This window comes from Methylobacterium sp. CM6257, assembly GCF_054611515.1.
In genome coordinates this window covers 4881101-4903971 of the sequence record NZ_CM137735.1, presented here as the reverse complement: position 1 = coordinate 4903971, position 22871 = coordinate 4881101, and the positions used below count along the sequence as shown (strand labels likewise).

Here is a 22871-nt window from a genome sequence, read left to right as displayed (position 1 = left end):
CGGCGGTAACGGTGCCGGCGAAGTGCGTTCCGGCGGGCTATTGTGCCGCGCCCGGCTCCTTCTCCGAGGAGCCCGGAACGATGGTGGCGCCACCGATCACGCGAACGGCCTTCCGGTCCGTCGGCGGATCCTTCCAGTCTTGAGCCGGCGGCTTGGTCGCCGAAGCCACGGCGCCCTCGACCGGCTTGGGCGGAGCGCCGGCAGCGGGGGCGGGGCTAGCGGCCGGCACCTTGTCGATCGCGGCCGATTTGGTCTCCGGCTTGGCAGCGTCTCCGGGATCGGCGTTGAGGGCCTCGTTCGGTGCGATCTTCGGCGCCGGCGCCTCAGGGGCGGTGCGGTGAGGTGATCGGAGTTCGGGCTGGCGGACGGGCGCGGTCGCACGGGCAACCTTTCGCGGCGGCGCCGGCCGGCCAGTGCTGTCGGGGTTCACACCCTCGGGATTGGTATCGGGTCGCAGCGCCTCGCCGGAGGGTCGTCGTTGAAGCCGCAGGGATGGGACCTCCTCCGCAGGCAGCGGTCGGAGCACGCGCCGCGGCCCGGCATCCCCCTCGGTCCAACCGAAACCGGGCGCCGGCCGCTCGAGCCGCGCGTAGGTCTCCGGAGTGCCGATCCGCTGCCGATCGACGATCGCCCCGGCGGTCGGGTCGACGAACAGCCGGACCGGGACGCCGGTCGGGCTGACGGCCTCGACGACGTAGACCCGGCCATCGAAGCGCGGGCGGCTGAGCCCCGTGAAGCCGCGATCGGCGAGGCGCCACGCCACGACGCGCGGCGGCAGCACCTCCTCCTCGTAGGCGAATTGTGCACTCGCGCCGGAGACCAGACCAATTAGGGTGCCCCCCGACAGGAGTGCGGCGCAGGCTGCGCGCGCCGTTGCACGCCGGATCTTTCGACTGTCGATCATCACTCTTGTGCGTTCCCGTCTTGGAGACCCGCTTAGAGACCCGGCAGAGTATCCGGTTCCGGCATGGTCCGGGCCGGTTGACCCGGACCTCGACCATGCCGGCGAGGTCGTTGCCCCGCATGCCGCTTGTGCTCGGCGGTTGGGGTAGACCCCGCGATTCGGGCGAGATTGCGGAGAGCGTAGGGATCCGCCGGTGCGCCGTCCCCGCCGGGCGCGCGGCGACCGCGGGCGCTCACTTGCTGAAATCCTTTCAATCTGGCAATTTCGCGACTTAGGACAGCAGAACTGTCCCATCGGCCGTGCATCCCGGCCGTCGCCTTCTCGCGCGCGAGCGAGAAATCCGGCAGACGGTCCTGGGCGCGCCAGCGCACCGCTCCCGAGCGGTCCGGGTTCTCGATGATTGGAGGTCGAAGGACGTGTCCCAGCCGGGACCGGCCGGACGACCTGCGACATCGGGCCGGAGTGCCGGGCGCCGGAGGCTTGCGGGCACGAAACATGCTCGCGTGTACAACGGCGGCAGACGGGATCGAGTAAGGACGATACGAAGCATGGCACCACGCGGATCCGCTGAAGAGTTTGCTGCTTCCACGTTCCAGGCTGCCGCGCCGCGGGGTGGCACGATGCCGCTCACGGTGCGCGATCCCGCGCTGCCGAAAGCCCAGGGCGCTTACGATCCGGCCCACGAACGCGACGCCTGCGGCGTCGGGTTCATCGCCGACATGCACGACCGCCGCACCCATGCGATCGTCGAGCAGGGGCTGAAGATCCTAGAGAATCTCGATCACCGCGGCGCGGTGGGCGCGGATCCCAAGATGGGCGACGGCTGCGGCATCCTCACGCAGATCCCGCACGGCTTTTTCGCAGAGGAGTGCTCGCGCCTCGGCTTCGAGCTGCCCCCGGCCGGCGCGTACGCGATCGGCCAGCTCTTCATGCCAAAGGCCGAGGAGCCCCGGGCGATCATCCAGGAGATCGTTGAATCGGCTCTGGCCGCCGAAGGCCTGCCGCTGCTCGGCTGGCGCGACGTCCCGGTCGATCCGGAAGACCTCGGCGAGGCTGTGAAGGCGACAGAGCCCCACCACCGGCAGGTGTTCATCGGACGGCCCGCCTCGGTCACCGACCAGGACACTTTCGAGCGGCGCGTCTACGTCGCCCGCAAGGTGATCTCCAACAAGGTCTACGCGCTGGAAGACCCGCGCGTGAAGGAGTTCTACCCGGTGTCGGTCTCGACCCGGACCATCGTCTACAAGGGCATGGTGCTGGTCACCCAGCTCGGCAACTACTTCCTCGACCTGAAGGACGACCGTTTCGTCTCGGCGATCGCGCTCGTGCACCAGCGCTTCGCGACCAACACCTTCCCGACCTGGCGGCTGTCGCACCCGTACCGGATGGTCGCGCATAACGGCGAGATCAACACGCTGCGCGGCAACGTGAACTGGATGGCCGCCCGGCAGGCGAGCGTCGATTCCGACCTGTTCGGCAACGACATCTCGAAGCTCTGGCCGATCTCCTACGAGGGCCAGTCCGACACGGCGTGCTTCGACAACGCCCTCGAGTTCCTGGTGCAGGGTGGCTACCCGCTCGCGCACGCGATGATGATGCTGATCCCGGAAGCCTGGGCCGGCAATCCGTTGATGAGCGAGGAGCGGCGCGCCTTCTACGAGTATCACGCCGCCCTGATGGAGCCTTGGGACGGCCCCGCCGCGGTCGCCTTCACGGACGGTCGCCAGATCGGCGCCACCCTCGACCGCAACGGTCTGCGGCCGGCCCGCTACATCGTCACGGACGACGGCCTCGTGGTTCTGGCCTCGGAGATGGGCACCCTGCCGATCCCGGACGAGAAGATCGTGCAGTCCTGGCGCCTCCAGCCGGGCCGCATGCTGCTGATCGACCTGCAGAAGAGCCGCATCGTCTCCGACGAGGAGATCAAGGGCGAGCTCGCCGCCGCGCATCCCTACGCCGACTGGGTGAAGAACACCCAGATCGTGCTGGAGGAGTTGCGTCCCGTGCAGCCGCGCGAGTCGCGCACGGATGTCAGCCTGCTGGACCGCCAGCAGGCCTTCGGCTACACCCAGGAAGACCTCAAGCTGCTGATGCAGCCCATGGCGGTGACCGGCCAGGAGGCCGTCGGCTCCATGGGTACCGACACGCCGCTCTCGGCGCTCTCCGAGAAGTCGAAGCTGCTCTACACCTACTTCAAGCAGAACTTCGCGCAGGTCACGAACCCGCCGATCGACCCGATCCGCGAGGAGGCCGTGATGAGCCTCGTCTCGTTCATCGGGCCGCGGCCAAACCTGCTCGACATGGAGGGTGCCTCCCGGCGCAAGCGCCTGGAGGTCCGTCAGCCGATCCTGACCAACGGCGACCTGGAGAAGATCCGGTCCATCGGCCATTTCGAGGACCGGTTCGACACCAAGACCCTTGACATGACCTACCCGGCCGAGATGGGCGCGCAGGCCATGGACGGGGCGGTGGACCGCCTCTGTGACCGGGCCGAGGCGGCGGTCCGCGGCGGCTACAACATCATCGTGCTCACCGACCGCGCGGTTGGGCCGGACCGGATCCCGATTCCGGCGCTGCTCGCCACCGCGTCCGTGCACAACTACCTGATCCGCAAGGGTCTGCGGACCTCGGTCGGCCTCGTGGTCGAATCGGGTGAGCCGCGCGAGGTCCATCACTTCGCCTGCCTGGCCGGCTACGGCGCCGAGGCGATCAACCCGTACCTCGCCTTCGAGACCCTGCTGGCGATGAAGGACGAGTTCCCGCCGGATCTCACCGACGACGAGATCATCTACCGCTACATCAAGGCGATCGATAAGGGCCTGCTGAAGGTGATGTCCAAGATGGGCATCTCCACCTACCAGTCCTATTGTGGCGCCCAGATCTTCGACGCGGTCGGCCTGAACTCGACCTTCGTGGGCCGTGACTTCTTCGGCACGGCGACGACCATCGAGGGCGTTGGCATGGCCGAGATCGCCGAGGAGACGGTCCGCCGTCACAGCGACGCCTTCGGCGATGCGCCCGTCTACCGGAACGCCCTCGATGTCGGCGGCGAATACGCCTACCGGCTGCGCGGCGAGACCCACACCTGGACGCCCGACACGGTGGCGACGCTGCAGCACGCGGTGCGCCTCAACGTGCCCGAGCGCTACCGGGAATATGCCGAGCTGGTGAACCGGCAGGAGCACCAGCTGAAGACGCTGCGCGGATTGTTCCGGATCAAGTCCGCCGCGGAGATCGGCCGCGCGCCGATCCCGCTGGACGCGGTCGAGCCGGCTTCCGAGATCGTCAAGCGCTTCGCCACGGGCGCCATGTCGTACGGTTCCATCTCCAAGGAGGCGCACGAGACGCTCGCCATCGCGCTCAACTCCTTCGGTGGCCGCTCGAACTCGGGCGAGGGCGGCGAGGAAGTGGAGCGGTTCAAGCCGCTGCCGGACGGGCGCTCGCGCCGGTCCTCGATCAAGCAGGTGGCCTCCGGCCGCTTCGGCGTCACGACGGAATACCTCGTCAATTCCGACATGATGCAGATCAAGGTCGCGCAGGGCGCCAAGCCCGGAGAAGGCGGCCAGTTGCCCGGGCACAAGGTCGACGCCAAGATCGCCAAGGTCCGCTACGCCACCCCGGGCGTCGGCCTGATCTCGCCGCCGCCGCATCACGACATCTACTCGATCGAGGATCTGGCCCAGCTGATCTTCGACCTGAAGAATGTGAATCCGTCGGCGGACGTATCGGTGAAGCTCGTCTCCGAGGTCGGCGTCGGCACCGTGGCGGCCGGCGTCGCCAAGGCGCGCGCCGATCACATCACGATCTCGGGCTTCGACGGGGGTACCGGCGCGGCGCCGCTGACCTCGCTCAAGCACGCCGGCGGTCCCTGGGAGACCGGCCTCGCCGAGACCCAGCAGACGCTGGTGCTCAACGGTCTGCGCGGGCGCGTCGCCCTGCAAGCCGACGGCGGCATCCGCACCGGGCGCGACGTGATGATCGCGGCGCTGCTCGGCGCCGACCAGATGGGCTTCTCGACGGCTCCGCTGATCGCCGCCGGCTGCATCATGATGCGCAAGTGCCACCTGAACACCTGCCCGGTGGGCGTCGCCACCCAGGATCCGGTGCTGCGCAAGCGCTTCAAGGGCACGCCCGAGCACGTGGTGAACTACTTCTTCTTCGTGGCCGAGGAGGTGCGCGAGATCCTGGCGTCGCTGGGCTTCACGAAGCTGGAGGAAGCAGTCGGTCGCTCGGACGTCCTCGACAAGGTTGAGGCCATCGCCCACTGGAAGGCGCGCGGCCTCGACTTCACGAAGCTGTTCCACCGCCCGAAGGTGGCCGAGGGCACGGCGATCCGCCACGTCGAGGTCCAGCACCACCCGATCGACACGGTCCTCGACCGGCGCCTGATCGAGGGGGCCAAGCGGGCCATCGAGACCGGTGAGCCGGTGGTTGTCACCGACACGATCCGGAACTCGGACCGCGCCGCGGGGGCCATGCTCTCCGGCATGGTCGCCAAGGCGCACGGTCACGAAGGTCTGCCCGACGACACCATCGTGGTGAAGCTTTCCGGCACCGCCGGCCAGAGCTTCGGCGCGTGGCTCGCCGCCGGCGTGACCATCGAGCTGACCGGGCACGGTAACGACTACGTCGGCAAGGGCCTGTCGGGCGGCAAGCTGATCATCCGCCCGAGCGACGCGCTGCGCTCGCCTCAGGACCGGACGATCATGGTCGGCAACACCGTGCTGTACGGGGCCATCGCCGGCGAGTGCTACATCCGCGGTTCGGCGGGCGAGCGCTTCGCGGTGCGCAACTCCGGCGCGATCACGGTGGTCGAGGGCATGGGCGACCATGGCTGCGAGTACATGACCGGCGGCGTCGTGGTGTCGATCGGCGAGACCGGGCGCAACTTCGCTGCCGGCATGTCGGGCGGCATCGCCTACGTGCTCGACGAGGATGGCTCGTTCTCGGCGCGCTGCAACCTGTCGATGGTCGATCTGGAGCCGGTCGAGGAGGAGGACGACCTGATGCGTCGCTTCCACCAGGATGGCGATCTGGAGACCAAGGGGCGGGTCGACATCCTGGCGGACATGTCGGGGCACGACGAGGAGCGGCTGACGCAGCTGATCACGAACCATCTCAAATATACGGGCAGCCCGCGGGCCAAGACGATCCTCGACGACTGGAGCAGCTACCGCACCAAGTTCGTCAAGGTGATGCCCGTGGAGTACCGCCGGGCACTGCGCGAGATGGAGATGGCGCGGATGCCGGTGGCCGCCGAATAGGCGGCGCCGAAAGTCCGGGCGGTTCGCCGCCCGGTCACGCTCACACGATATGAGACGATGCGGGCAGCGCAGTCGAAGACTGGCCGGCCCAGGGGCTGACCAATGGGCAAGATCACAGGCTTCCTCGAATTCGACCGGCAGGAGCAGAAGTACCAGCTCGCCGCCGACCGGATTCGGCACTTCCGCGAGTTCACACTGCCGCTCGACGAGCATGATCTCACGAAGCAGGCGGCCCGCTGCATGGATTGCGGCATCCCGTTCTGCCATGGCCCGACGGGCTGCCCGGTCCACAACCAGATTCCGGACTGGAACGACCTCGTCTTCCAGTCCGACTGGGAAGAGGCCTCCCGCAACCTGCACTCCACCAACAATTTCCCCGAGTTCACCGGCCGCATCTGCCCCGCGCCCTGCGAGGAGGCCTGCACGCTGAATCTCGAGAACCAGCCGGTCGCCATCAAGACGATCGAGCAGGCCATCGCCGATCGTGCCTGGAACATGGGCTGGGTGAAGCCCGAACCGGCGCAGACCCGCACCGGCAAGCGCGTGGCGATCGTCGGCTCGGGCCCGGCCGGCATGGCGGCAGCCCAGCAACTCGCCCGGGTCGGCCACGACGTCCACGTGTTCGAGCGCGAGCCGAAGGCCGGCGGCCTGCTCCGCTACGGCATCCCGGACTTCAAGATGGAGAAGCGCCACATCGACCGGCGCGTGCGCCAGATGGAGGCCGAGGGCGTCGTCTTCCACTACAACCAGAACATCGGCGTGACGAAGTCGGTGGACGAGCTCAAGGCCGAGTTCGACGCCGTGATGTTCTGCGGTGGCGCCGAGGATCCGCGCAATCCGCAGCTTCCTGGCCAGGACTTGGAGGGCGTCCACTACGCCATGCCGTATCTCGTCCAGTCGAACCGGCGGGTGAGCAACGAGCCGATGCGTGGCAACGGCGAGCCGCCAATCCTGGCCGCCGGCAAGAACGTGGTCGTCATCGGTGGCGGCGACACCGCGTCCGATTGCGTCGGAACGGCCTTCCGCCAAGGCGCCTTGTCGGTAACGCAACTCGATATCCGTCCGCGACCGCCGGAGCGCGAGGACAAGCTCACCGTGTGGCCCTACTGGCCGACGAAGATGCGCACCTCGTCCAGTCAGGCCGAAGGCGCAGAGCGCGAGTTCCAGGCCGCAACCCTGCGGGTCGAGGGCAACAAGAAGGGCCAGGTCACGGGCGTCGTCTGCGCCCGGGTCGATGCCAAGCGGCAGCCGATCGCCGGAACCGAGTTCGTCCTGCCAGCCGACTTGGTCTTCATGGCGATCGGCTTCGCCGGCTCGGTCCAGAAGGGCCTCTTGGAGCAGTCCGGCGTCGGCGTGAGCAAGCGCGGCAACGTCGAGGCGAACGAGGAGGATTACCGCACCTCCGACCCGAAGATCTGGGCGGCGGGCGATATGCGCCGCGGCCAGTCCCTGGTCGTCTGGGCGATCCGCGAAGGGCGCCAGGCCGCGCGCGCCATCGACGAGGCGCTGATGGGCGCGAGCGTTCTGCCCCGATAGGACAAGACAAACCGGATCCGTAGGGCCGCCCCGGCCGTCAGCCGGGCGGCCACCGGAAATCGTCAGCGCGGCCGGGCTGCGGCAGCGGAGCATTGCCGCGGAGCAGCGTTCGCTCCGCGGTCCCGAGATTGTCAGAATCCCGGGGCCGGCCGTTCAACAGCACGCCTCCGGGCGAGATTTCCGGCCGGCTCAGCGGCACGACAGGTCCGGCGGCCGGCTTCACGGGCAGCGCCGGCACGCCCGGCGGTTCCGGGAGACTCGGCAGCATCGCGGTGATCTGGCGGTCGATCGACGCCGTATCGGTGGGCTGCCCGGCTCCGTCGAGGCTCGGCCCCGATGCGGAGGACGGGACACCCGGCGTCACGGTCGCGGCGGGCGGCTGGTCGGCCAGTGCCGGTGCCGTGGTGCCCATGAGACGCTTGAGCTCGACATCGGCGAAATGCGCGAGCTTGCGGTCGCCGGCCTTGGTGAAATAAATCCCGTCCGCGGTGCGCAGCTTGGCGATCTGCCCTTCCGGGTCCGGTCCAGAGGCGGCGTACCGGTCGCGCTCGTCGACGAAGCCCGGCCAGATATCGACATAGGTCGCCCCGGCCTTGGTCACGCTGTCCCGGATGATGTCATTGAGGGATGCGAGGTCTCGGCTGAGCGAGTCGCTCTGCACCGGCGGGAGGCCCACCCAGATCAGCGGCACTTTCCGGTCGGTGAACACCTTGACCAGTGCTTCCACACGGGCGCGGTACAGGGCCCGCCAGCGGTCGGTCAAGGGTTCGACCGTCTCGTCACCCTCGCGGATGGGCTGCCGATCATTGGCTCCCAGCATGACGAGCGCATAGCGGACCTTCGGATTACCCTGTAGGTAGTCCTGAACGATCTTCGGCCAGTCGACGACGTCCTTGCGGACGAGGCCGCTGTCACCCTTGGCGCGGTCGACGACCGCGACGTCGGCATTGTCCTCGAACACGTCGTCGAGGCCCTTTGCGAGGTGATCGGCGAGGGAATCGCCGAAGACCGCGATCTGCACGTTCGGCTCGGTCTTGGCGACGGCGGGTTTCGGCGGCGTCGGCGCGCGCGCGGGGCGGACCCGGCGTTTGACTGCGGGTGCCGGCCGCTGCGCCTCAGTGTTTCCGTAGCTGCGCGGACGCGGAGCCCGGTAGGTCCGCTCGGGCGGAGGAGCAACCGGCTGAGGCCTGTCCTCCCAGGGCCAGTAGAATTGGCGCGGCGCCTCCTGCTGCGGAGCGTAGCGGGGCTGACGCCCGTAGGTGCCGTCGTCCCGATAATACGCATCGCGGGACCGGCGCCGCGGGGGCGCCTGGTAATAGGCGCCGTTTCCAGGCTGCTGGTAGGTGTCGCCCCATTGCGCCTGCGCCGGCCCGCTGCCGAACAGACCCAAGGCTGCCAGGCACAGCGCGGCCGTCAGTCCCAGGATCCCGGGGCGTCTCAGATGACGCCGAACAGCGACTTTCATGCGCATCCCGCATTCTTACGCCGAACGGACACCATTCGGAACGCGCTTAGTATAGGTCAGAGACGCACGGGGGTCTAAAGCGGCCGCGGCGGTCACGGCCCGTGAGCCGGGCGACCCTCGATCCGGGCCAGGAGCGCCGGCGTGGCATAGCCGTCGGCCGGCAAGCCCACGCTGATCTGGTAGCGCCGCACGGCCTCGCGCAGGCGGGGCCCGGCGCGCCCGTCCGTGGGACCGTCATAGAACCCAGCCTTCGCGAGCCCGGTCTGGAGCGACCGCAGGCCAGGTCCATTCAGGCGCGCGCCCTTCTCCGGCCAGGGAGCAGCGAGAGCCGGACCGCCGCCGAGACGGTCGGCAAGATGCCCCACCGCCAGCGCGTAGGAATCCGACGTGTTGTAGCCGCGGATCACCTCGAAATTGTCGGTGATCAGAAAGATCGGCGCGCCCAGCCCTCCGGGGAGGAACAGGCTGGCGCGGCCACGCCTAGGCAGCGGCTTGCCATCCGCACGCCGGACGCCCCTCTCGACGAAGTCATTCAGGTCGCCGGCATAGAGGTTGAGATCGAAACCCTTCGGGAGGATCACCTCGTAGCCCCACGACACCGCCGGGTCCCAGCCCAGGTCCTTGAGATAGGCCGCGATCGAGGCCAGCGAATCGGCGTCGCTCGTCCAGATGTCCCGGCGCCCGTCACCGTCGAAGTCGACCGCGTGCGCCAGAAAAGTCGAGGGCAGGAACTGGACCTGGCCCATGGCTCCGGCCCAGCTGCCGCTCATATGCTCCGGTGTGATGTCGCCGCGCTGCAGGATCGTCAGCGCAGACAGGAGTTCGTCGCGGAACAGGTCGCCCCGGTGCCGCGCCTCGGCCAGCGTCGCCAGAGCTCGGATGGTCGGGACGCTTCCCGCGCTGGCGCCGAAGTCGGATTCGATACCCCAGAAGGACAGGAGCATCGGCTGCGGTACACCGTAGCGGGCCTCGATCGCCTTCAGGGTCGGCGCGAGAGCCGTGGCGCGGGCGCGTCCCCGGGCGAGCCGGCCTGCCGAGACAGCGCCGACGAGGTAGTCCCAGACCGGCCGTACGAATTCACTCTGGCGGCGCGTTCGAGCCAGAACGCCGGCATCCGGCACTGTGACCCCGCGGAACGCCGCGTCGAAGGTCTCGGCGGAGATGCCGCGCGCGGTGGCATCGGGGCGCAGGGCCTCCACGAACGCCCGGAAGGCATCATCCTTCGGCTCGACCGCGTGCGCCGAACCCGCGGCCAGGCACAGCGCGGAGGCGAGCACCGCCCGGCGGGAGAGCATCCGGTCAGATCCTGTTGCGTTTGTCCAGATGGTCCTCCCAGGCGAGGGCCTGGGCGACGATGGCGTCGAGATCGTCGTGCCGGGGGCGCCAGCCCAGCCGCTCGCGGATGAGCCCGGCATCGGCCACGATCCGCGCCGGGTCACCGGTGCGGCGGGGACAGAGACGCACGGTGAAGTCGCGGCCCGAGATCCGCTTCACCACTTCGATCACTTCCAGAACCGAGTAGCCGCGCCCGTAACCGCAGTTCAGCGTCAAGCTCCCGCCTCCGGCCCGCAGGTGATCGAGCGCGACCCGATGCGCCTCGGCGAGGTCCGACACCTGGATGTAGTCCCGCAGGCACGATCCGTCCGGCGTCGGATAATCCGTCCCGTAGACGTCGAGCCGCTCGCGCTGACCGAGGGCAGCCTGCGTGGCCACTTTGATCAGGTGCGTGGCGTTGGGTGTCGACTGGCCCGAGCGGCCGTCCGGATCGGCACCGGCGACATTGAAGTAGCGCAGGATGACGTACGAGAAGCCGTGCGCGGCCGCCGCGTCGGCGATCATCCACTCGCTCATGAGCTTGGAGCGACCGTAAGGGTTGATCGGCTTCAGCGGCAGATCCTCCGGGACCGGTACGACGTCCGGCTCCCCGTAGACGGCGGCGGTCGAGGAGAAGATCACGTGCCGGACGCCCGCCCGGACCGAGGCCTCGATCAGCGCGCGGGTCTTCACCGTGTTGGCGAGGTAGTAGCCGAGCGGGTCCGCCACCGAATCGGGCACGACGATCTTGGCCGCGAAATGGGCGAGCGCGTCGATCCTGTGCTGCAGGATCGTCTGCGTGACGAGCGCCTGATCCGCCACGTCGCCGACCACGAGCTTCACGCCTTCCGGGACCGCCCAGTCGAATCCCGTGGAGAGGTCGTCCAGGACGATGACTTCCTCATGACCGGCATCGAGCAGTGCCAGCACCATGTGGCTGCCGATATAACCAGCGCCACCCGTCACCAGAACTGCCATATGACCCCCTCGAAAACCGCTCCCGCCCTGTCCGCGGGCGAGGCTGCGGTAAGTATATTTACGACGCCGTGCGTCATGCTATCGGCGTAAGGCCCTTGCGACGCCGCGCATTAGGCTATCTCACTAGCCGCACCGTTGACCACGCCGTTCCATTCAGTCCCCGGGGTTACCGCTCGATGAAACCGATCCGCAAGGCCGTTCTGCCCGTCGCGGGCCTGGGCACGCGCTTCCTGCCCGCAACCAAGGCGGTCCCGAAGGAGATGCTCACGGTCGTCGACCGGCCCGTGGTTCAGCACGTCGTCGATGAGGCGCGCGAGGCGGGAATCGAGCACTTCATCTTCGTGACCGGACGCGGCAAGTCGGTGATCGAGGACCATTTCGATATCGCCTTCGAGCTCGATCACACCCTCAAGGAGCGCGGCAAGACGGCGGCCTACGAGGAGCTCAAGAAGGACCTGCCCAAGGCCGGCCAGACAAGCTTCACCCGTCAGCAGGCGCCCCTCGGCCTCGGGCACGCGGTCTGGTGCGCCCGCGAGATCGTCGGTGACGAGCCCTTCGCGGTCCTGCTGCCGGACATGCTGAGCCGCGGCTGCATGCAGCAGATGCTGGCCACCTACGAGCGGCATGGCGGCAACATCATCGCCGTCGAGGAGGTGGCGCCCGAGGAGACGCATCAGTACGGGATCGTCAGCGTCGGTGAGACCTACGGGCAGTCCTTCCAGATCACCGGCATGGTCGAGAAGCCGAAGCAGGGCACCGCGCCGTCGAACTTCATCATCTCCGGCCGCTACATCCTTCAGCCGGAGATTTTCGACATCCTGGAGCACGGTAAGACGGGTGCCGGCGGTGAGATCCAGCTCACCGATGCGATGATTGACCTGATGGAGAAGCAGGACTTCTTCGGCATGCGCTACGAAGGCCGGACCTACGACACTGGCTCGAAGCTCGGCTTCCTCACCGCCAATTTGGCCTATGCTCTGGAGCGGCCGGATCTTGCAGGCCCGCTGAAGGCGGAGATCGCCAAGCTCTTGCAGGATCACCGCTAGCACCTGCGCGCGGCGCGGCCGAGCTATGCGCCAGGCGAGGAAGTCGGAAGCGTTTTGCCCTTGCTTCTTGTGCGATGCACCTTATTTTGTGCGGTGCGAGATCGCGATGGCGTCGCGGTCACGCAGCCCTTCTTGGGCGTTTCCTCCCTAGACTTCGGGCCGCTCCTTCGGGAGTGGCCTTTTTTGTTGCGTCGCGGCTACTCGGCGGCCATCCGGCGCGGCATCAGATCGCCCAGATCGGATGCGACCTCGGCGATCACGGCACGCAGGGTCTCTACAAGTCCGGAGAAGCCCGGCGTCATCGCGAGGCTCACCTCGTTCATGTAGAGAGACCGGTTGACCTCGATCTGGAGCGCGTGGCGGCCAAGATTGGGTTCGCCGTAATGTTCGGTGACGAAGCCGCCGGCATAGGGCTTGTTGCGCACCACCCGAAAGCCGCGCGCGCGGAAAGCGGCCTCGAACCCGTCGATGAGGGACGGCGCGCAGCTGGTGCCGTAGCGGTCGCCCAGCACCACGTCAGCCTTGACCGCGGTGTCGCGCCCGAGGCTGGACGACGGCATCGAGTGGCAGTCGATGAGGACGCAATGTCCGTGGGTGCGGGCCGTGCGCTGGATCAGGCCGCGCAGCACACGGTGATAAGGCTTGTAGAGCCCCTCGATCCGCGCGGTCGCCTCGCTGACCGGCAGCCGCCGGGCGTAGATTTCCTGGCCGTCGGCGACGACGCGCGGGACCGTCCCGAGGCCGCCCGCGACCCGCATCGACCGGGTGTTGGCGAAGGGCGGGAGCCGGCCCTCGAACATGCGCGGGTCGAGTTCGAAGGGTTCGCGGTTCACGTCCAGGAAGGCGCGCGGAAAATTCGCCCGCAGCAGCGGAGCGCCCAGCTCGACCACCGGCGCGAACAGGCGCTCCACATACGCGTCCTCGGAGCGGCGCAGGGTCAGGGCGTCGAGTCGTGAGGCCGCAACGAAATCCGGGGGGTAGACGGCTCCGGAATGACCGGTATTGAAGACGAAGGGCAGGGTGTGCGCCGCGGGTTCGTCGACCGCGTAGGCCGGGGCGAATCCGAAGGCGTCTGGCTTGACCGGTTCGGGCGCGATCATCGGCAGGTGGACACCCCGGCGGTTGTGTAAGCGCGGCAGGTTCGCACTGTGGTGCGCGATCGGCCGCCTGTCCACTCCGTGCCGGCGGCTGGCTCAGCCGTCTCCGGGACGCGCGGCGCGAGCTGCGGGCTCCATCCTAACACCTTGTTTACCATCGCCTCCCTTTATGGGATCAACTTCTCGACTCGAAGGCTCGGATCCGGCCGATGAAAATCCTGCTGGCGGAAGACGACAACGATATGCGCCGGTTCCTGGCCAAGGCGCTGCAGAACGCGGGCTACGACGTCCTATCCTTTGACAACGGTCTCTCCGCCTACAACAGGCTGCGCGAGGAACCGTTCGAGCTTTTGCTGACCGACATCGTGATGCCGGAGATGGACGGCATCGAGCTCGCCCGGCGGGCGACCGAGCTCGACCCGGACATCAAGGTGATGTTCATCACCGGCTTCGCGGCGGTCGCCCTGAATCCGGATTCCAAGGCGCCGAAGGACGCGAAGGTCCTCTCGAAGCCGTTCCACCTACGCGACCTCGTGAACGAGGTCGAGAAGTTGCTGGCCGCCTGATCGAACGGCCGAGCCGAGGCCGGCGAGGACCAGAACGCCTGTGACCACGCGGGCATAGGCAATTCGGATCGCGCGCTCCTATATGGGCGGAGTTCACGCGCGGGACGATGATCGCCATGCAGCCGGTCACCATCTACACCACGGCCTGGTGCCCCTATTGCTCGGCGGCCAAGAGCCTGCTGAAGGAGAAGGGCGTAGCCTACCAGGAAATCGACGTCGAGCGCGTTCAGGGCGCTCGAGCCGCTATGGTCGGGCGGGCCGGCGGCCGCACCAGCGTCCCGCAGATCTTCATCGGGGCCACGCATGTCGGTGGCTGCGACGACCTCTACGCCCTGGATCGCGCTGGCAAGCTCGACGGTTTGCTGAAGGACACGGCCGATGCCTGAGACCCGGTTCACGGCCGCTTGCGTTCAGATGCGCTCGGGCCGCAACCCGGGGGCGAACCGCGATGCGGCGGTGGCCGGCGTGCGCGAAGCGGCGAGCCGCGGCGCGGACTATGTACAGACGCCGGAGATGACCTCCCTGGTGGAGCGCAGCCGGGAGCGGTTGTTCGCGCAGGTCACCACCGAGGAGCAGGACCAGACGCTTGCAGCATTGCGCGATGCCGCCCGGGAGACCGGCACGGTGGTGCAGCTCGGATCGATCGCCGTGCGGTCCGGCGACAAGATCGCCAACCGGGCCTACCTGATCGGCGCGGACGGCGAGATCCTGGCGTCCTACGACAAGCTCCACCTCTTCGACGTCGATCTGCCGAGCGGCGAGCGCTGGCGGGAATCGGCGACTTACACGGGCGGGGCCTGTGCGGTTCTCGCCACCACCCCCTGGGCGATGCTTGGCCTGACGATCTGCTACGATATCCGCTTCCCCGGACTGTATCGCGCCCTCGCCGAGGCGGGGGCAGAGGTTCTCACGGCGCCGGCCTGCTTCACCCGTCAGACCGGTGAGGCGCATTGGCACGTCCTCCAGAGGGCGCGGGCGATCGAGACCGGCTCGTTCGTCCTTTCGGCGGCGCAGGGCGGTCTCCACGAGGACGGCCGCGAGACCTTTGGACACTCGCTGATCGTCGATCCCTGGGGCCGGGTTCTTGCCGATGCCGGCGGGTCCGAGCCGGGCATCATCCTGGCGGAGATCGACTTGGCCCTGGTCGCCGACGCCCGGGCGCGCATTCCGTCCCTCCAGCACGGTCGGACCTTCACGGTTGAACGCATCGGCCCTCATCGTCGGGCCGCTGAGTAGGTAGCGCAGCAAGCAAGAGTATGATCCGGTACAGTCTCGTCTGCGAGGCCGGGCACGGCTTTGAGAGCTGGTTCCCGTCCTCGGATTCCTACGACGCGCAGGTCGAACGCGGGCTCGTGACGTGCCCGGTGTGCGACACCGCCAAGGTCGGCAAGGCCCTTATGGTGCCGAGCGTCGCGCGCACCGACCGCGGATCCGCGGCACCGGCTCCACAGGCCGAAGCACCCGTCACGATGATCGCCGAGCCGGAGCGCCAGATCCGCGCCATGCTGCGCGCCCTGCGCGAGCACGTCATGGCGCATGCCGAGCATGTCGGCGCGCGCTTTCCCGAGGAGGCGCGGAAGATCCATTACGGCGAGGCGGAAGGCCGTTCGATCTACGGCGAGGCGAGCCAAGCGGAGGCGCGTGCCCTCATCGAAGAGGGCATCGACGTGGCTGCCATCCCGGTTCTGCCCGACGACCGCAACTGAGCGCGATTCCCGGCGCTCAGGGGCGCGCCGCGGTGGTACCCGACAGGGAAGCCAGCGCGAAGGACACGAGGACGTTCCAGCCTGCCAGGGAAAGCCCGAGGACGCGCAGGGCAGCCACCGAGCAATCGACGACCTTGGTGTTCTGGAGCGCGTTGAGGAAATCCCCGACCTGGCCCGGATTTGCGCCCGTGCCGCCACCGCAATCGGCCGGTCCCGGCCAGAAGCCCCATTCCGCGCCCGCGTGATAGACGCCGATCCCTGCTCCGTAGAGGAGGAACAGGGCTGCCAGCCCCAGAGCGACCCGGGCGAGACGCTCCGGGGCTAGGAGCGCCGCCAGCCCGAGGGGTATTGCGGCGTAGAAGGGCAGGCGCTCGGTCAGGCAGAGCTTGCACGGCGCGTAGCCGTATCCGTACTGCAGCACGAGGACAGCCCCCACCGTGAAGGCGGAGAGGATCGCCAGCCAAAGCCCGGCGGTCTTGAGGCGCAGCGCAGCCGCGGTGTTCATCGCTACAGGATCACCTTGAACAGCAGGAAGCCGAGGACGATGACCGCGATTGAGATCGCCGCCACCGCGTTGAGATGCTTGTCGAGCACGCCGCGGATCTGCACGCCGTAGCGGCCGAGCAGCCCGGCCAGGATGAAGAACCGCGCACCCCGGGTAACCACCGACAGGAGCGTGAACCAGAACAGGCTGTAATGGGCAAAGCCCGACGTGATCGTGACGAGCTTGTAGGGGATCGGCGTGAGCCCCTTGAGCAGGATCACCCAATGCCCGTGGCGGGCATAGGAATCCTGGAACGTCGCGGCCGAGTTCTGCAGGCCGTAGAGGCGGATCAGCCATTCGCCGAGGGAATCGAACAGCAGCGCACCGATGGCGTATCCGACGAGACCGCCGAGGACTGACGCGATGGTCGCGATGGTCGCGTAGAGCCAGACCCGGTCGGGACGGCTCACCGCCATGGGAACCAGCATTGCGTCCGGCGGGACCGGGAAGAACGAGCTTTCGGCAAACGCCACGGCGCCAAGCGCGTAGGGCGCAGAGGGCCTGCCGCTGAGGGCCAGGATCCACGCATAGAGCCGGCGGAGCATTCAACATCCCGGAAGGTGCAACTGGCCGCCCTTTGAGCATAGGCACCGCACATTGGCCAGATCGGCCACTTGGGCAAAAAACACTCTTGGCCGGCGTGGGCGACCTATGCGAAGAGCGCCATGCACGCGGGTATGGCGGAACTGGTAGACGCGGGCGACTCAAAATCGCCAGCCGCAAGGCGTGGGGGTTCGATTCCCTCTACCCGCACCACGATCCTCGAACGACTGATCGAGCGACGGCCTTCCTGGATGCTGCCAGAGAGCCGTGTCTGCGGGGACATGTCGCATCGGCGCAGGCTCATCGATCGCTGTGAGTCGGACATTCGCTGAGATTGTGCGCCGCGCGTCCCCTATCTTCGCCGATGCGCGGTCAGGTGGGCCGCCCTTGGGAACAGAGCGAGGCCGTGAACCAGCGCCGGAGCGTCGCAATCCTGGGAGCGGGAATCGCCGGCGCTACCGCGGCGCGACGCCTCGCCGATGCGGGGCTGAAGGTCCGGGTGTTCGACAAGGGTCGCGGCGTCGGGGGCCGTATGGCCACCCGCCGGATCGGTGCCATCCAGTTCGATCATGGCGCGCAATTCATGCGGGCGCACGCTGCGGCCTTCGCGGCGCGCCTCGACGATTGGGAGCGTCGGGGCATTGTCGCTTCCTGGGCGGACGCGGGACGCCGGGTCGGGGTGCCGGGTATGACCGCGCCGGTCCGCGACCTTCTGGCGGATCTTCCTGTCGCCAGCGCCACCACCGTTAGTCGGATCAGCCGGCACGCGACCGATTGGCATCTCGAGGACGGATCTGGCGCGCTCCATGGCCCGTTCGACGCGCTGGCGATCACCTTTCCGGCGCCCCAGGCTGCGGCGCTGCTCGACCAATCCGGCTTCGCGCTGCCCGCTCTTGCGCGGGCATCTTACGCACCCTGCTGGTCCCTGATGGTCGCGGTGGCGGAGGCGCCCGCAGATGTCCTGCTCGAGCCACGCGAGGATCCGATCGGCCTTATCGCGCTCGACTCGTCGAAGCCCGGACGTCCGGCGGGCACGCGGCTGACGGTCCATGCCACGCCCGCTTGGTCGCGCCGGCATCTCGAAGAGCCGCGCGAAGCGATCATCGCCGCACTCCTCCAAGCGACCGGGCGGCACCTCGGCCTCGCGCTCGAGCCCACCTATGCGGAAGCGCATCGCTGGCGCTACGCGCAGGTCGAGATGGCCCTGGGGACGCCCTGCCTGTACGATCCGGCCTTGCGCCTGGGCGCGGCGGGCGACGGGTGCCTCGGCGCCCGGATCGAGGCGGCGCACGATAGCGGGCTGGCGCTCGCCGAGGCCATTCTGGTCGATCTGGGGCCATCTGCGTGATCCCGCCGATCGCCTTCCATCCGGCCTACGAGGCGAGTCTTCCCTCCGGGCATCGCTTTCCGATGCGGAAATACGGCCTGCTCGCCGAGACGCTGATCGCCAAGGGCCTCGCGCCCCTGGGCTTCGTCACGCCCGAGCCGGCGACCGCAGAGATCCTGATCCGCGCTCACGATCCCGCCTACGTGGAGGCGGTCCTGAACTGCGTGGTGCCCCGGGAGATCGAGCGGGCGATCGGCCTGCCGGTCGACGCAGCCCTGGTCCGCCGTTCGCGCGCCTCGGTGGGCGGGACGCTGTTGGCGGCGCGGCTGGCGCTGTCCGAGGGGCTTGCCGGCAGCGCCGCCGGTGGCAGTCACCACGCCCGGCGGCGGCAGGGGGCCGGCTTCTGCGTGTTGAACGACGTTGCCGTCGCGGCGCGCACGCTCCAGGCTGAGGGGCTGATCCGGCGGGCCCTCGTGGTCGACCTCGACGTGCATCAGGGCGATGGCACCGCGGATTGCCTGACCCTGTGCCCGGAGCTGTTCACGCTCTCGATCCACTGCGAGAACAACTACCCCGCGCAGAAAATCGGCGGAGACCTCGATATCGGTCTGCCGGACCGGCTGGACGATGCCGGCTATCTCCAAGTCCTGAACGCGCGCCTGCCCCCGCTCCTCGACGCCCTCGGCCCGGACCTCGTCTTCTACAATGCCGGCGTCGATCCTCATCGGGACGACCGCCTCGGGCGGCTCTGCCTCACCGATGCTGGCCTACTGGCCCGGGACCGCTTCGTGGTGGCGCAGGCCCGCGCCCGCGGAATCCCGCTCGTGGCGGTGATCGGCGGTGGATACACGACCGACATGGAGGCTCTCGCACAGCGCCACGCGCTCGTCTTCGAAGCCCTGGCGGCGGAGGCTGCGACGGAGCCCGCCTCCGTGTGAGGCCGGAATGCATCAGGTGGCGACCGATATGGGCCATGTGCCGGCAGCGAAAGGTTTTGGGAAGAGCTGACGCCGAGGATGCTCGCACCGCGGATTTCTGAGACCTGTCCGCGGCTTGCACGCAATGATGCCATTGAGGTTCGACCATGCTCGCGCGGGTCTGGGAGGTGGTGAAGGCGACGCTGGCGGTGTCGGCCCTGATCGCCGCCGCGCTGGTCTCGGCGGACAAGGTCGACCGGCAGAGAGTGTCGCTGACGGCCGGGGCGGCGCAGACCGAACCGGCGATTACCGGGGCCATCACACCCGGTCTTCGCCCCTAGAGCGGGCCGGCCGCTTTCGTGCGGACCGGCAGCGCGTCCCTGCGTCAGCTTGTGCACAGACGGGATGGATATCTTCGGGCTGAGCGGCGTCCTCGCCGGCCAAATCTAACCGAGGGAACCGATTCGATGAGGTCTGCCATCTTCTCCCTGCTCGCCATCGTCGCGGCTGCGACGCCGGCGCTTGCGGAGACGCTGACTGAACGCTCAGCCTGCACGCCTGATGTCCTCCGGCTCTGTGCGTCCCACATTCCGGATGTCGGGGCGATCACCGGCTGCCTGCGCGCGAAGCATGCGAGCCTCAGCACGGCCTGCCGGGTGGTCATGGACACTTCGGACACGTCTATCCGGACCGCCGCGAGGCGCCGATAGGGCGCGGACGTTGCCTCACCAGCCGTTGATGCGCGGCCAGACTTCTCCTGTGAGCCGCCCGCCGGTGACCACGTGGTAGCGGTCGTGCTGGGCCCCCGTGGCGCAGGCATGGTTCGGCAGGATACGCAGGCGCGCGCCGACAGGAAGGTCGGGCAGCGTGGCCGACGTCCCTGTCCTGAGGGCCAGGATGCCGTGCTCCTGATTGGCATCCTTCACGATCAGATCCGGATAGCGCTGCCCCGACCGGTCGCAGACGAGGCCATAGCCCTGGTCCACCGCCTGCCGCGCCGTGCCGCGGTCCCGCGAAAGCGCCATCCAGCCGGCATCCGTGATGATCCAGCCCTTGTCCCGCTGGTGACCGATTACCGTCGCCAGGACGGTCAGGGCGATGTCGTCCACCGTGCAGGAACCGACGCCGGCCTGGAAGAGATCACCGATCATGAAGACGCCGGCCCGTACCTCGGTGACGCCGTCGAGCGTCTCGGCGTAGCGCGCGGTGGGTGTCGAGCCCACGCTCACCACCGGGCAGGGCAGGCCCGCCTCGCGAAGGATGGACGCCGCCGTGACAGCCGCCAGACGCTCGGCCTCGGCCGCCTCCCGCAGCGCTGCGGGATCGTTCAGCCCGTAGCTGTCGCCGGCGTGAAGCAGCACGCCGCGCAGGGTGGCACCCTCGGCGAGGATGCGGCCGATCGCGACGAGGTTCTCGGAGTCCCGAGGATTGACGCCGGACCGGTGGCCATCGGCGTCCACCTCGATCAGCACCGGCAGCGATTCGCCGTTGCGGCTGCTCCAGGCCGCGACGGCCTCGGCCTGCTCGGCCGAATCCAGGACAATCGCCAGATCTGTCCCCCAGCGCCGGCGGATGTTGCCGACCCGGTCGAGCTTCTGCGGCGCGATGCCCACCGCGTAGATCATGTCCCGGACGCCGCCGTCGGCGAAGTATTCCGCTTCGCGCAAGGTCGAAACGGTCGCCGGCCCGGCCGGGCTCGTCATGGCGATGCGGGCGACGTCGAGCGACTTGGCGGTCTTGAGGTGCGGACGCAGGAGGACGCCCAGCCCGTCGAGCTGCGCCCGCATGACGGCGACGTTGGCCTTCAGCCGGTCTGAATCGAGCAGGAGGCACGGGGTCTCCAGACCGCCGAGACCGTCGCTGTCCGACAGGACCGCACTCTCACCACCCATCGACCTGCTCCCGTCACCACCGCCAGGGCTGCCTGATAGGCGTTCGCAGAGCCTCCTCCAAGACCGGCCGTCCGCGATAGCGCGGAACCGGCGGTCTCGCGGGCCTATGCGGAGCTGCGGATAACCGAGACGAAGGCGGCGGCGTCCCGCCCGACATCGGCTGCCGCCTTGCCGGGATGGTAGAGGTTCGATCCGAGGCCGAAGCCGTCGGCGCCCGCTTGCCGCCATCCGGCCACGCTGTCCGGCGTGACACCGCCGACCGCCAGCACGCGCGTGCCGGGCGGCAGCACTGCCCGATGCGCCTTGAGCGCTGCGGGTGAGGCGACGTCCGCCGGGAAGAGCTTGAGCGCCGTCGCCCCGGCCGCCAGAGCCGTGAACGCTTCGGTGGGCGTCTGGTAACCTGGGAGCGAGGCGAGGCCCGCCGCCACCGTGGCTCGGATCACGGGAGCGTCCGTATTGGGCGACACCACCAGGGCCCCGCCAACCGCTGCGACCTCCGCGACCTGCGCCGGCGTCAGAACGGTGCCCGCGCCGACCAGGGCGCGGCCCGCAAGGCGGTCCGCGAGGATCGCGATGCTCCGCATCGGCTCCGGCGAGTTGAGCGGCACCTCAATGAGGGTGAAACCCGCGTCAACCAGGGCCTCGCCCACCTCCGCTGCCTCATCGGGCGTCAGCCCGCGCAGGATCGCCACGAGCGGGCAGGCCGAGAACGCCGCCTCGAACCGCGCCAGGATAGTCATGCCTGCAGTCTCCAGACGGCGTGGATACCGGCCGTGGTGGACCCGTCCGGCACCAGGATGGGAACGCCGCCAGCTTCGGTGATCGCGACCGCGTAGAGCGCCGTCAAGGCACCACCGCCGAGGAGATGAACCGGTCGGCGGCGGAGATCCTCGCGGGTCCCGACATCCGCGCCAATCAGGATCCCGCTGGCGTAAGCGGCCGCGTCGGCGGGGGCGAGCCTGTCGAGAAGCACGCTGGCCCGGATCTCGAACAGGGTCACGGCGAGGTTGTGCGACGCGAGCCCGCGGCGAAGGCCCCTGCGGAAGGCGGCCCCATCCGTGACGTCCCCATCCAGCATGCCGGCGAGCACCCCGTGCGCACGAACGAGCGCGAACAACTCGCCGGTCATTACGGTGGTGAAAGCCGTGATCGCGCCATCCACCGTTTCGACCCACTTGTTGTGCGTGCCCGGCTGGCAGAAGAGTGCAGTCGGCGGGGCCGCGCCGGTACGAACAGCGCCGAGCACCTGGATCTCCTCACCGCGCATGACGTCCGGTCGCTTTCCGTCCCGCAGCGCAACACCGGGAACGATCCGCACGCCTGGCGCGGCTTCCACGCTGGCGGCGGCGAGGTGCTCCAGGGTGGCGGGCGCGTTGACATAGGGCACCTCCCGCCAGCCCCGGCTTGAGCCGACCATTCCAACGGCGACGATCGCGTGCGCGCCCAGACGCTCACGCAGACCGGCGATCTCCCCCGGATAGTCGCCTGGCGCCAGAGCGAGGACGCCGCGGTCGTCCTGCAGGCTCTCCACCACCCGACCGTCTGCCGTCATCCCGAAGGCCCGGCGGTTCGTCGTGCCCCAGTCGACGGCGAGGTAGGCCGTCCGATCGGCCATGCGACCCCTCCACGCGATTTGTCTGAGTTAAGGGCCGACGGTCCGATGGTCAAGCCTGACTGTCGCGCGATGCGGCGCGCGAACCTTCGGAATATCACTGACCGGGGATTGTCGCCCCGAGTCGTCCGATTGCGATGGACTGTTCGCCAGTGGATCG

The 22871-nt window shown here is 68.6% G+C and carries 21 protein-coding genes and 1 tRNA gene; 12 read left to right on the top strand and 10 right to left on the bottom strand.

Annotated elements, in window-relative coordinates; genetic code table 11:
• Window positions 1–37: 37 nt before the first annotated feature.
• The gene (locus ACYCO6_RS23835) at window positions 38–904 is read right to left on the bottom strand and encodes a hypothetical protein (protein WP_459763927.1); all 867 of its coding nucleotides are present in this window, start codon (window positions 902–904) and stop codon (window positions 38–40) included.
• Window positions 905–1524: 620 nt separating this feature from the next.
• On the opposite strand from ACYCO6_RS23835, the gene gltB reads away from it, so the two are divergent.
• Together gltB and ACYCO6_RS23825 are read left to right on the top strand one after the other, a co-directional pair.
• On the top strand, window positions 1525–6168 hold the full coding sequence (gltB, locus tag ACYCO6_RS23830; RefSeq protein WP_459773687.1) for a glutamate synthase large subunit: 4644 nt from the start codon (window positions 1525–1527) through the stop codon (window positions 6166–6168).
• A 102-nt stretch (window positions 6169–6270) separates the two neighbouring features.
• Window positions 6271–7704, top strand: coding sequence for a glutamate synthase subunit beta (locus ACYCO6_RS23825; protein WP_459763925.1), 1434 nt, complete (start codon window positions 6271–6273; stop codon window positions 7702–7704).
• 37 nt (window positions 7705–7741) lie between these two features.
• Here the strand turns inward: ACYCO6_RS23825 and ACYCO6_RS23820 are convergent, their stop codons facing one another.
• The 3 genes from ACYCO6_RS23820 to galE all read right to left on the bottom strand — a co-directional run bounded on the left by ACYCO6_RS23820 (window position 7742) and on the right by galE (window position 11461).
• A complete protein-coding gene (locus tag ACYCO6_RS23820; protein ID WP_459763923.1) occupies window positions 7742–9175 on the bottom strand; it encodes an SGNH/GDSL hydrolase family protein in 1434 nt (477 codons plus the stop codon).
• Window positions 9176–9261: 86 nt separating this feature from the next.
• Window positions 9262–10464, bottom strand: coding sequence for a lytic murein transglycosylase (locus ACYCO6_RS23815; RefSeq protein ID WP_459763921.1), 1203 nt, complete (start codon window positions 10462–10464; stop codon window positions 9262–9264).
• A 4-nt stretch (window positions 10465–10468) separates the two neighbouring features.
• Window positions 10469–11461: a UDP-glucose 4-epimerase GalE gene (gene galE / locus ACYCO6_RS23810; RefSeq protein WP_459763919.1), complete on the bottom strand. Its 993-nt coding sequence runs from the start codon at window positions 11459–11461 to the stop codon at window positions 10469–10471.
• A 176-nt stretch (window positions 11462–11637) separates the two neighbouring features.
• Between galE and galU the strand changes: the two genes are divergently transcribed.
• Window positions 11638–12507: a UTP--glucose-1-phosphate uridylyltransferase GalU gene (gene galU / locus ACYCO6_RS23805; RefSeq protein ID WP_459763917.1), complete on the top strand. Its 870-nt coding sequence runs from the start codon at window positions 11638–11640 to the stop codon at window positions 12505–12507.
• 197 nt (window positions 12508–12704) lie between these two features.
• On the opposite strand, the gene ACYCO6_RS23800 is transcribed toward galU, so the two are convergent.
• On the bottom strand, window positions 12705–13607 hold the full coding sequence (locus tag ACYCO6_RS23800) for an N-formylglutamate amidohydrolase (RefSeq protein ID WP_459763915.1): 903 nt from the start codon (window positions 13605–13607) through the stop codon (window positions 12705–12707).
• Window positions 13608–13813: 206 nt separating this feature from the next.
• Between ACYCO6_RS23800 and cpdR the strand changes: the two genes are divergently transcribed.
• The 4 genes from cpdR to ACYCO6_RS23780 all read left to right on the top strand — a co-directional run bounded on the left by cpdR (window position 13814) and on the right by ACYCO6_RS23780 (window position 15876).
• The gene (gene cpdR, locus ACYCO6_RS23795; RefSeq protein WP_003603128.1) at window positions 13814–14170 is read left to right on the top strand and encodes a cell cycle two-component system response regulator CpdR; all 357 of its coding nucleotides are present in this window, start codon (window positions 13814–13816) and stop codon (window positions 14168–14170) included.
• 116 nt (window positions 14171–14286) lie between these two features.
• Window positions 14287–14556: a glutaredoxin 3 gene (gene grxC, locus ACYCO6_RS23790; protein WP_459763910.1), complete on the top strand. Its 270-nt coding sequence runs from the start codon at window positions 14287–14289 to the stop codon at window positions 14554–14556.
• Entirely contained in the window at window positions 14549–15406 is an 858-nt protein-coding gene (locus ACYCO6_RS23785) for a carbon-nitrogen hydrolase family protein (protein ID WP_459763908.1), read from the top strand. Before grxC ends, ACYCO6_RS23785 begins: the two co-directional genes overlap by 8 nt.
• A 20-nt stretch (window positions 15407–15426) precedes the next feature.
• Window positions 15427–15876, top strand: coding sequence for a DUF1178 family protein (locus ACYCO6_RS23780; protein ID WP_459763906.1), 450 nt, complete (start codon window positions 15427–15429; stop codon window positions 15874–15876).
• Between the two features lie 16 nt (window positions 15877–15892).
• Here ACYCO6_RS23780 and ACYCO6_RS23775 read toward each other — a convergent pair whose 3' ends face one another.
• Window positions 15893–16381: a disulfide bond formation protein B gene (locus ACYCO6_RS23775; protein WP_459763904.1), complete on the bottom strand. Its 489-nt coding sequence runs from the start codon at window positions 16379–16381 to the stop codon at window positions 15893–15895.
• 2 nt (window positions 16382–16383) lie between these two features.
• On the bottom strand, window positions 16384–16965 hold the full coding sequence (locus tag ACYCO6_RS23770) for a YqaA family protein (RefSeq protein WP_459763902.1): 582 nt from the start codon (window positions 16963–16965) through the stop codon (window positions 16384–16386).
• 126 nt (window positions 16966–17091) lie between these two features.
• Between ACYCO6_RS23770 and ACYCO6_RS23765 the strand changes: the two genes are divergently transcribed.
• From ACYCO6_RS23765 to ACYCO6_RS23745, 5 genes are all read left to right on the top strand, one after another.
• Window positions 17092–17176 (top strand) — tRNA-Leu (locus ACYCO6_RS23765).
• Window positions 17177–17369: 193 nt separating this feature from the next.
• A complete protein-coding gene (locus ACYCO6_RS23760; protein WP_459763900.1) occupies window positions 17370–18311 on the top strand; it encodes an NAD(P)/FAD-dependent oxidoreductase in 942 nt (313 codons plus the stop codon).
• The gene (locus ACYCO6_RS23755; protein ID WP_459763898.1) at window positions 18308–19228 is read left to right on the top strand and encodes a histone deacetylase family protein; all 921 of its coding nucleotides are present in this window, start codon (window positions 18308–18310) and stop codon (window positions 19226–19228) included. Before ACYCO6_RS23760 ends, ACYCO6_RS23755 begins: the two co-directional genes overlap by 4 nt.
• 146 nt (window positions 19229–19374) lie before the next feature.
• The gene (locus ACYCO6_RS23750; RefSeq protein WP_459763896.1) at window positions 19375–19548 is read left to right on the top strand and encodes a hypothetical protein; all 174 of its coding nucleotides are present in this window, start codon (window positions 19375–19377) and stop codon (window positions 19546–19548) included.
• 126 nt (window positions 19549–19674) lie between these two features.
• Window positions 19675–19917, top strand: a complete 243-nt coding sequence (locus ACYCO6_RS23745) for a hypothetical protein (RefSeq protein WP_459763894.1) — start codon at window positions 19675–19677, stop codon at window positions 19915–19917.
• A 15-nt stretch (window positions 19918–19932) separates the two neighbouring features.
• Here ACYCO6_RS23745 and ACYCO6_RS23740 read toward each other — a convergent pair whose 3' ends face one another.
• The 3 genes from ACYCO6_RS23740 to ACYCO6_RS23730 form a co-directional block, all read right to left on the bottom strand.
• The gene (locus ACYCO6_RS23740) at window positions 19933–21099 is read right to left on the bottom strand and encodes a DSD1 family PLP-dependent enzyme (protein ID WP_459763892.1); all 1167 of its coding nucleotides are present in this window, start codon (window positions 21097–21099) and stop codon (window positions 19933–19935) included.
• A 104-nt stretch (window positions 21100–21203) separates the two neighbouring features.
• On the bottom strand, window positions 21204–21839 hold the full coding sequence (locus tag ACYCO6_RS23735; RefSeq protein WP_459763890.1) for a 2-dehydro-3-deoxy-6-phosphogalactonate aldolase: 636 nt from the start codon (window positions 21837–21839) through the stop codon (window positions 21204–21206).
• A complete protein-coding gene (locus tag ACYCO6_RS23730; protein ID WP_459763888.1) occupies window positions 21836–22714 on the bottom strand; it encodes a 2-dehydro-3-deoxygalactonokinase in 879 nt (292 codons plus the stop codon). Before ACYCO6_RS23730 ends, ACYCO6_RS23735 begins: the two co-directional genes overlap by 4 nt.
• Window positions 22715–22871 lie beyond the last annotated feature (157 nt).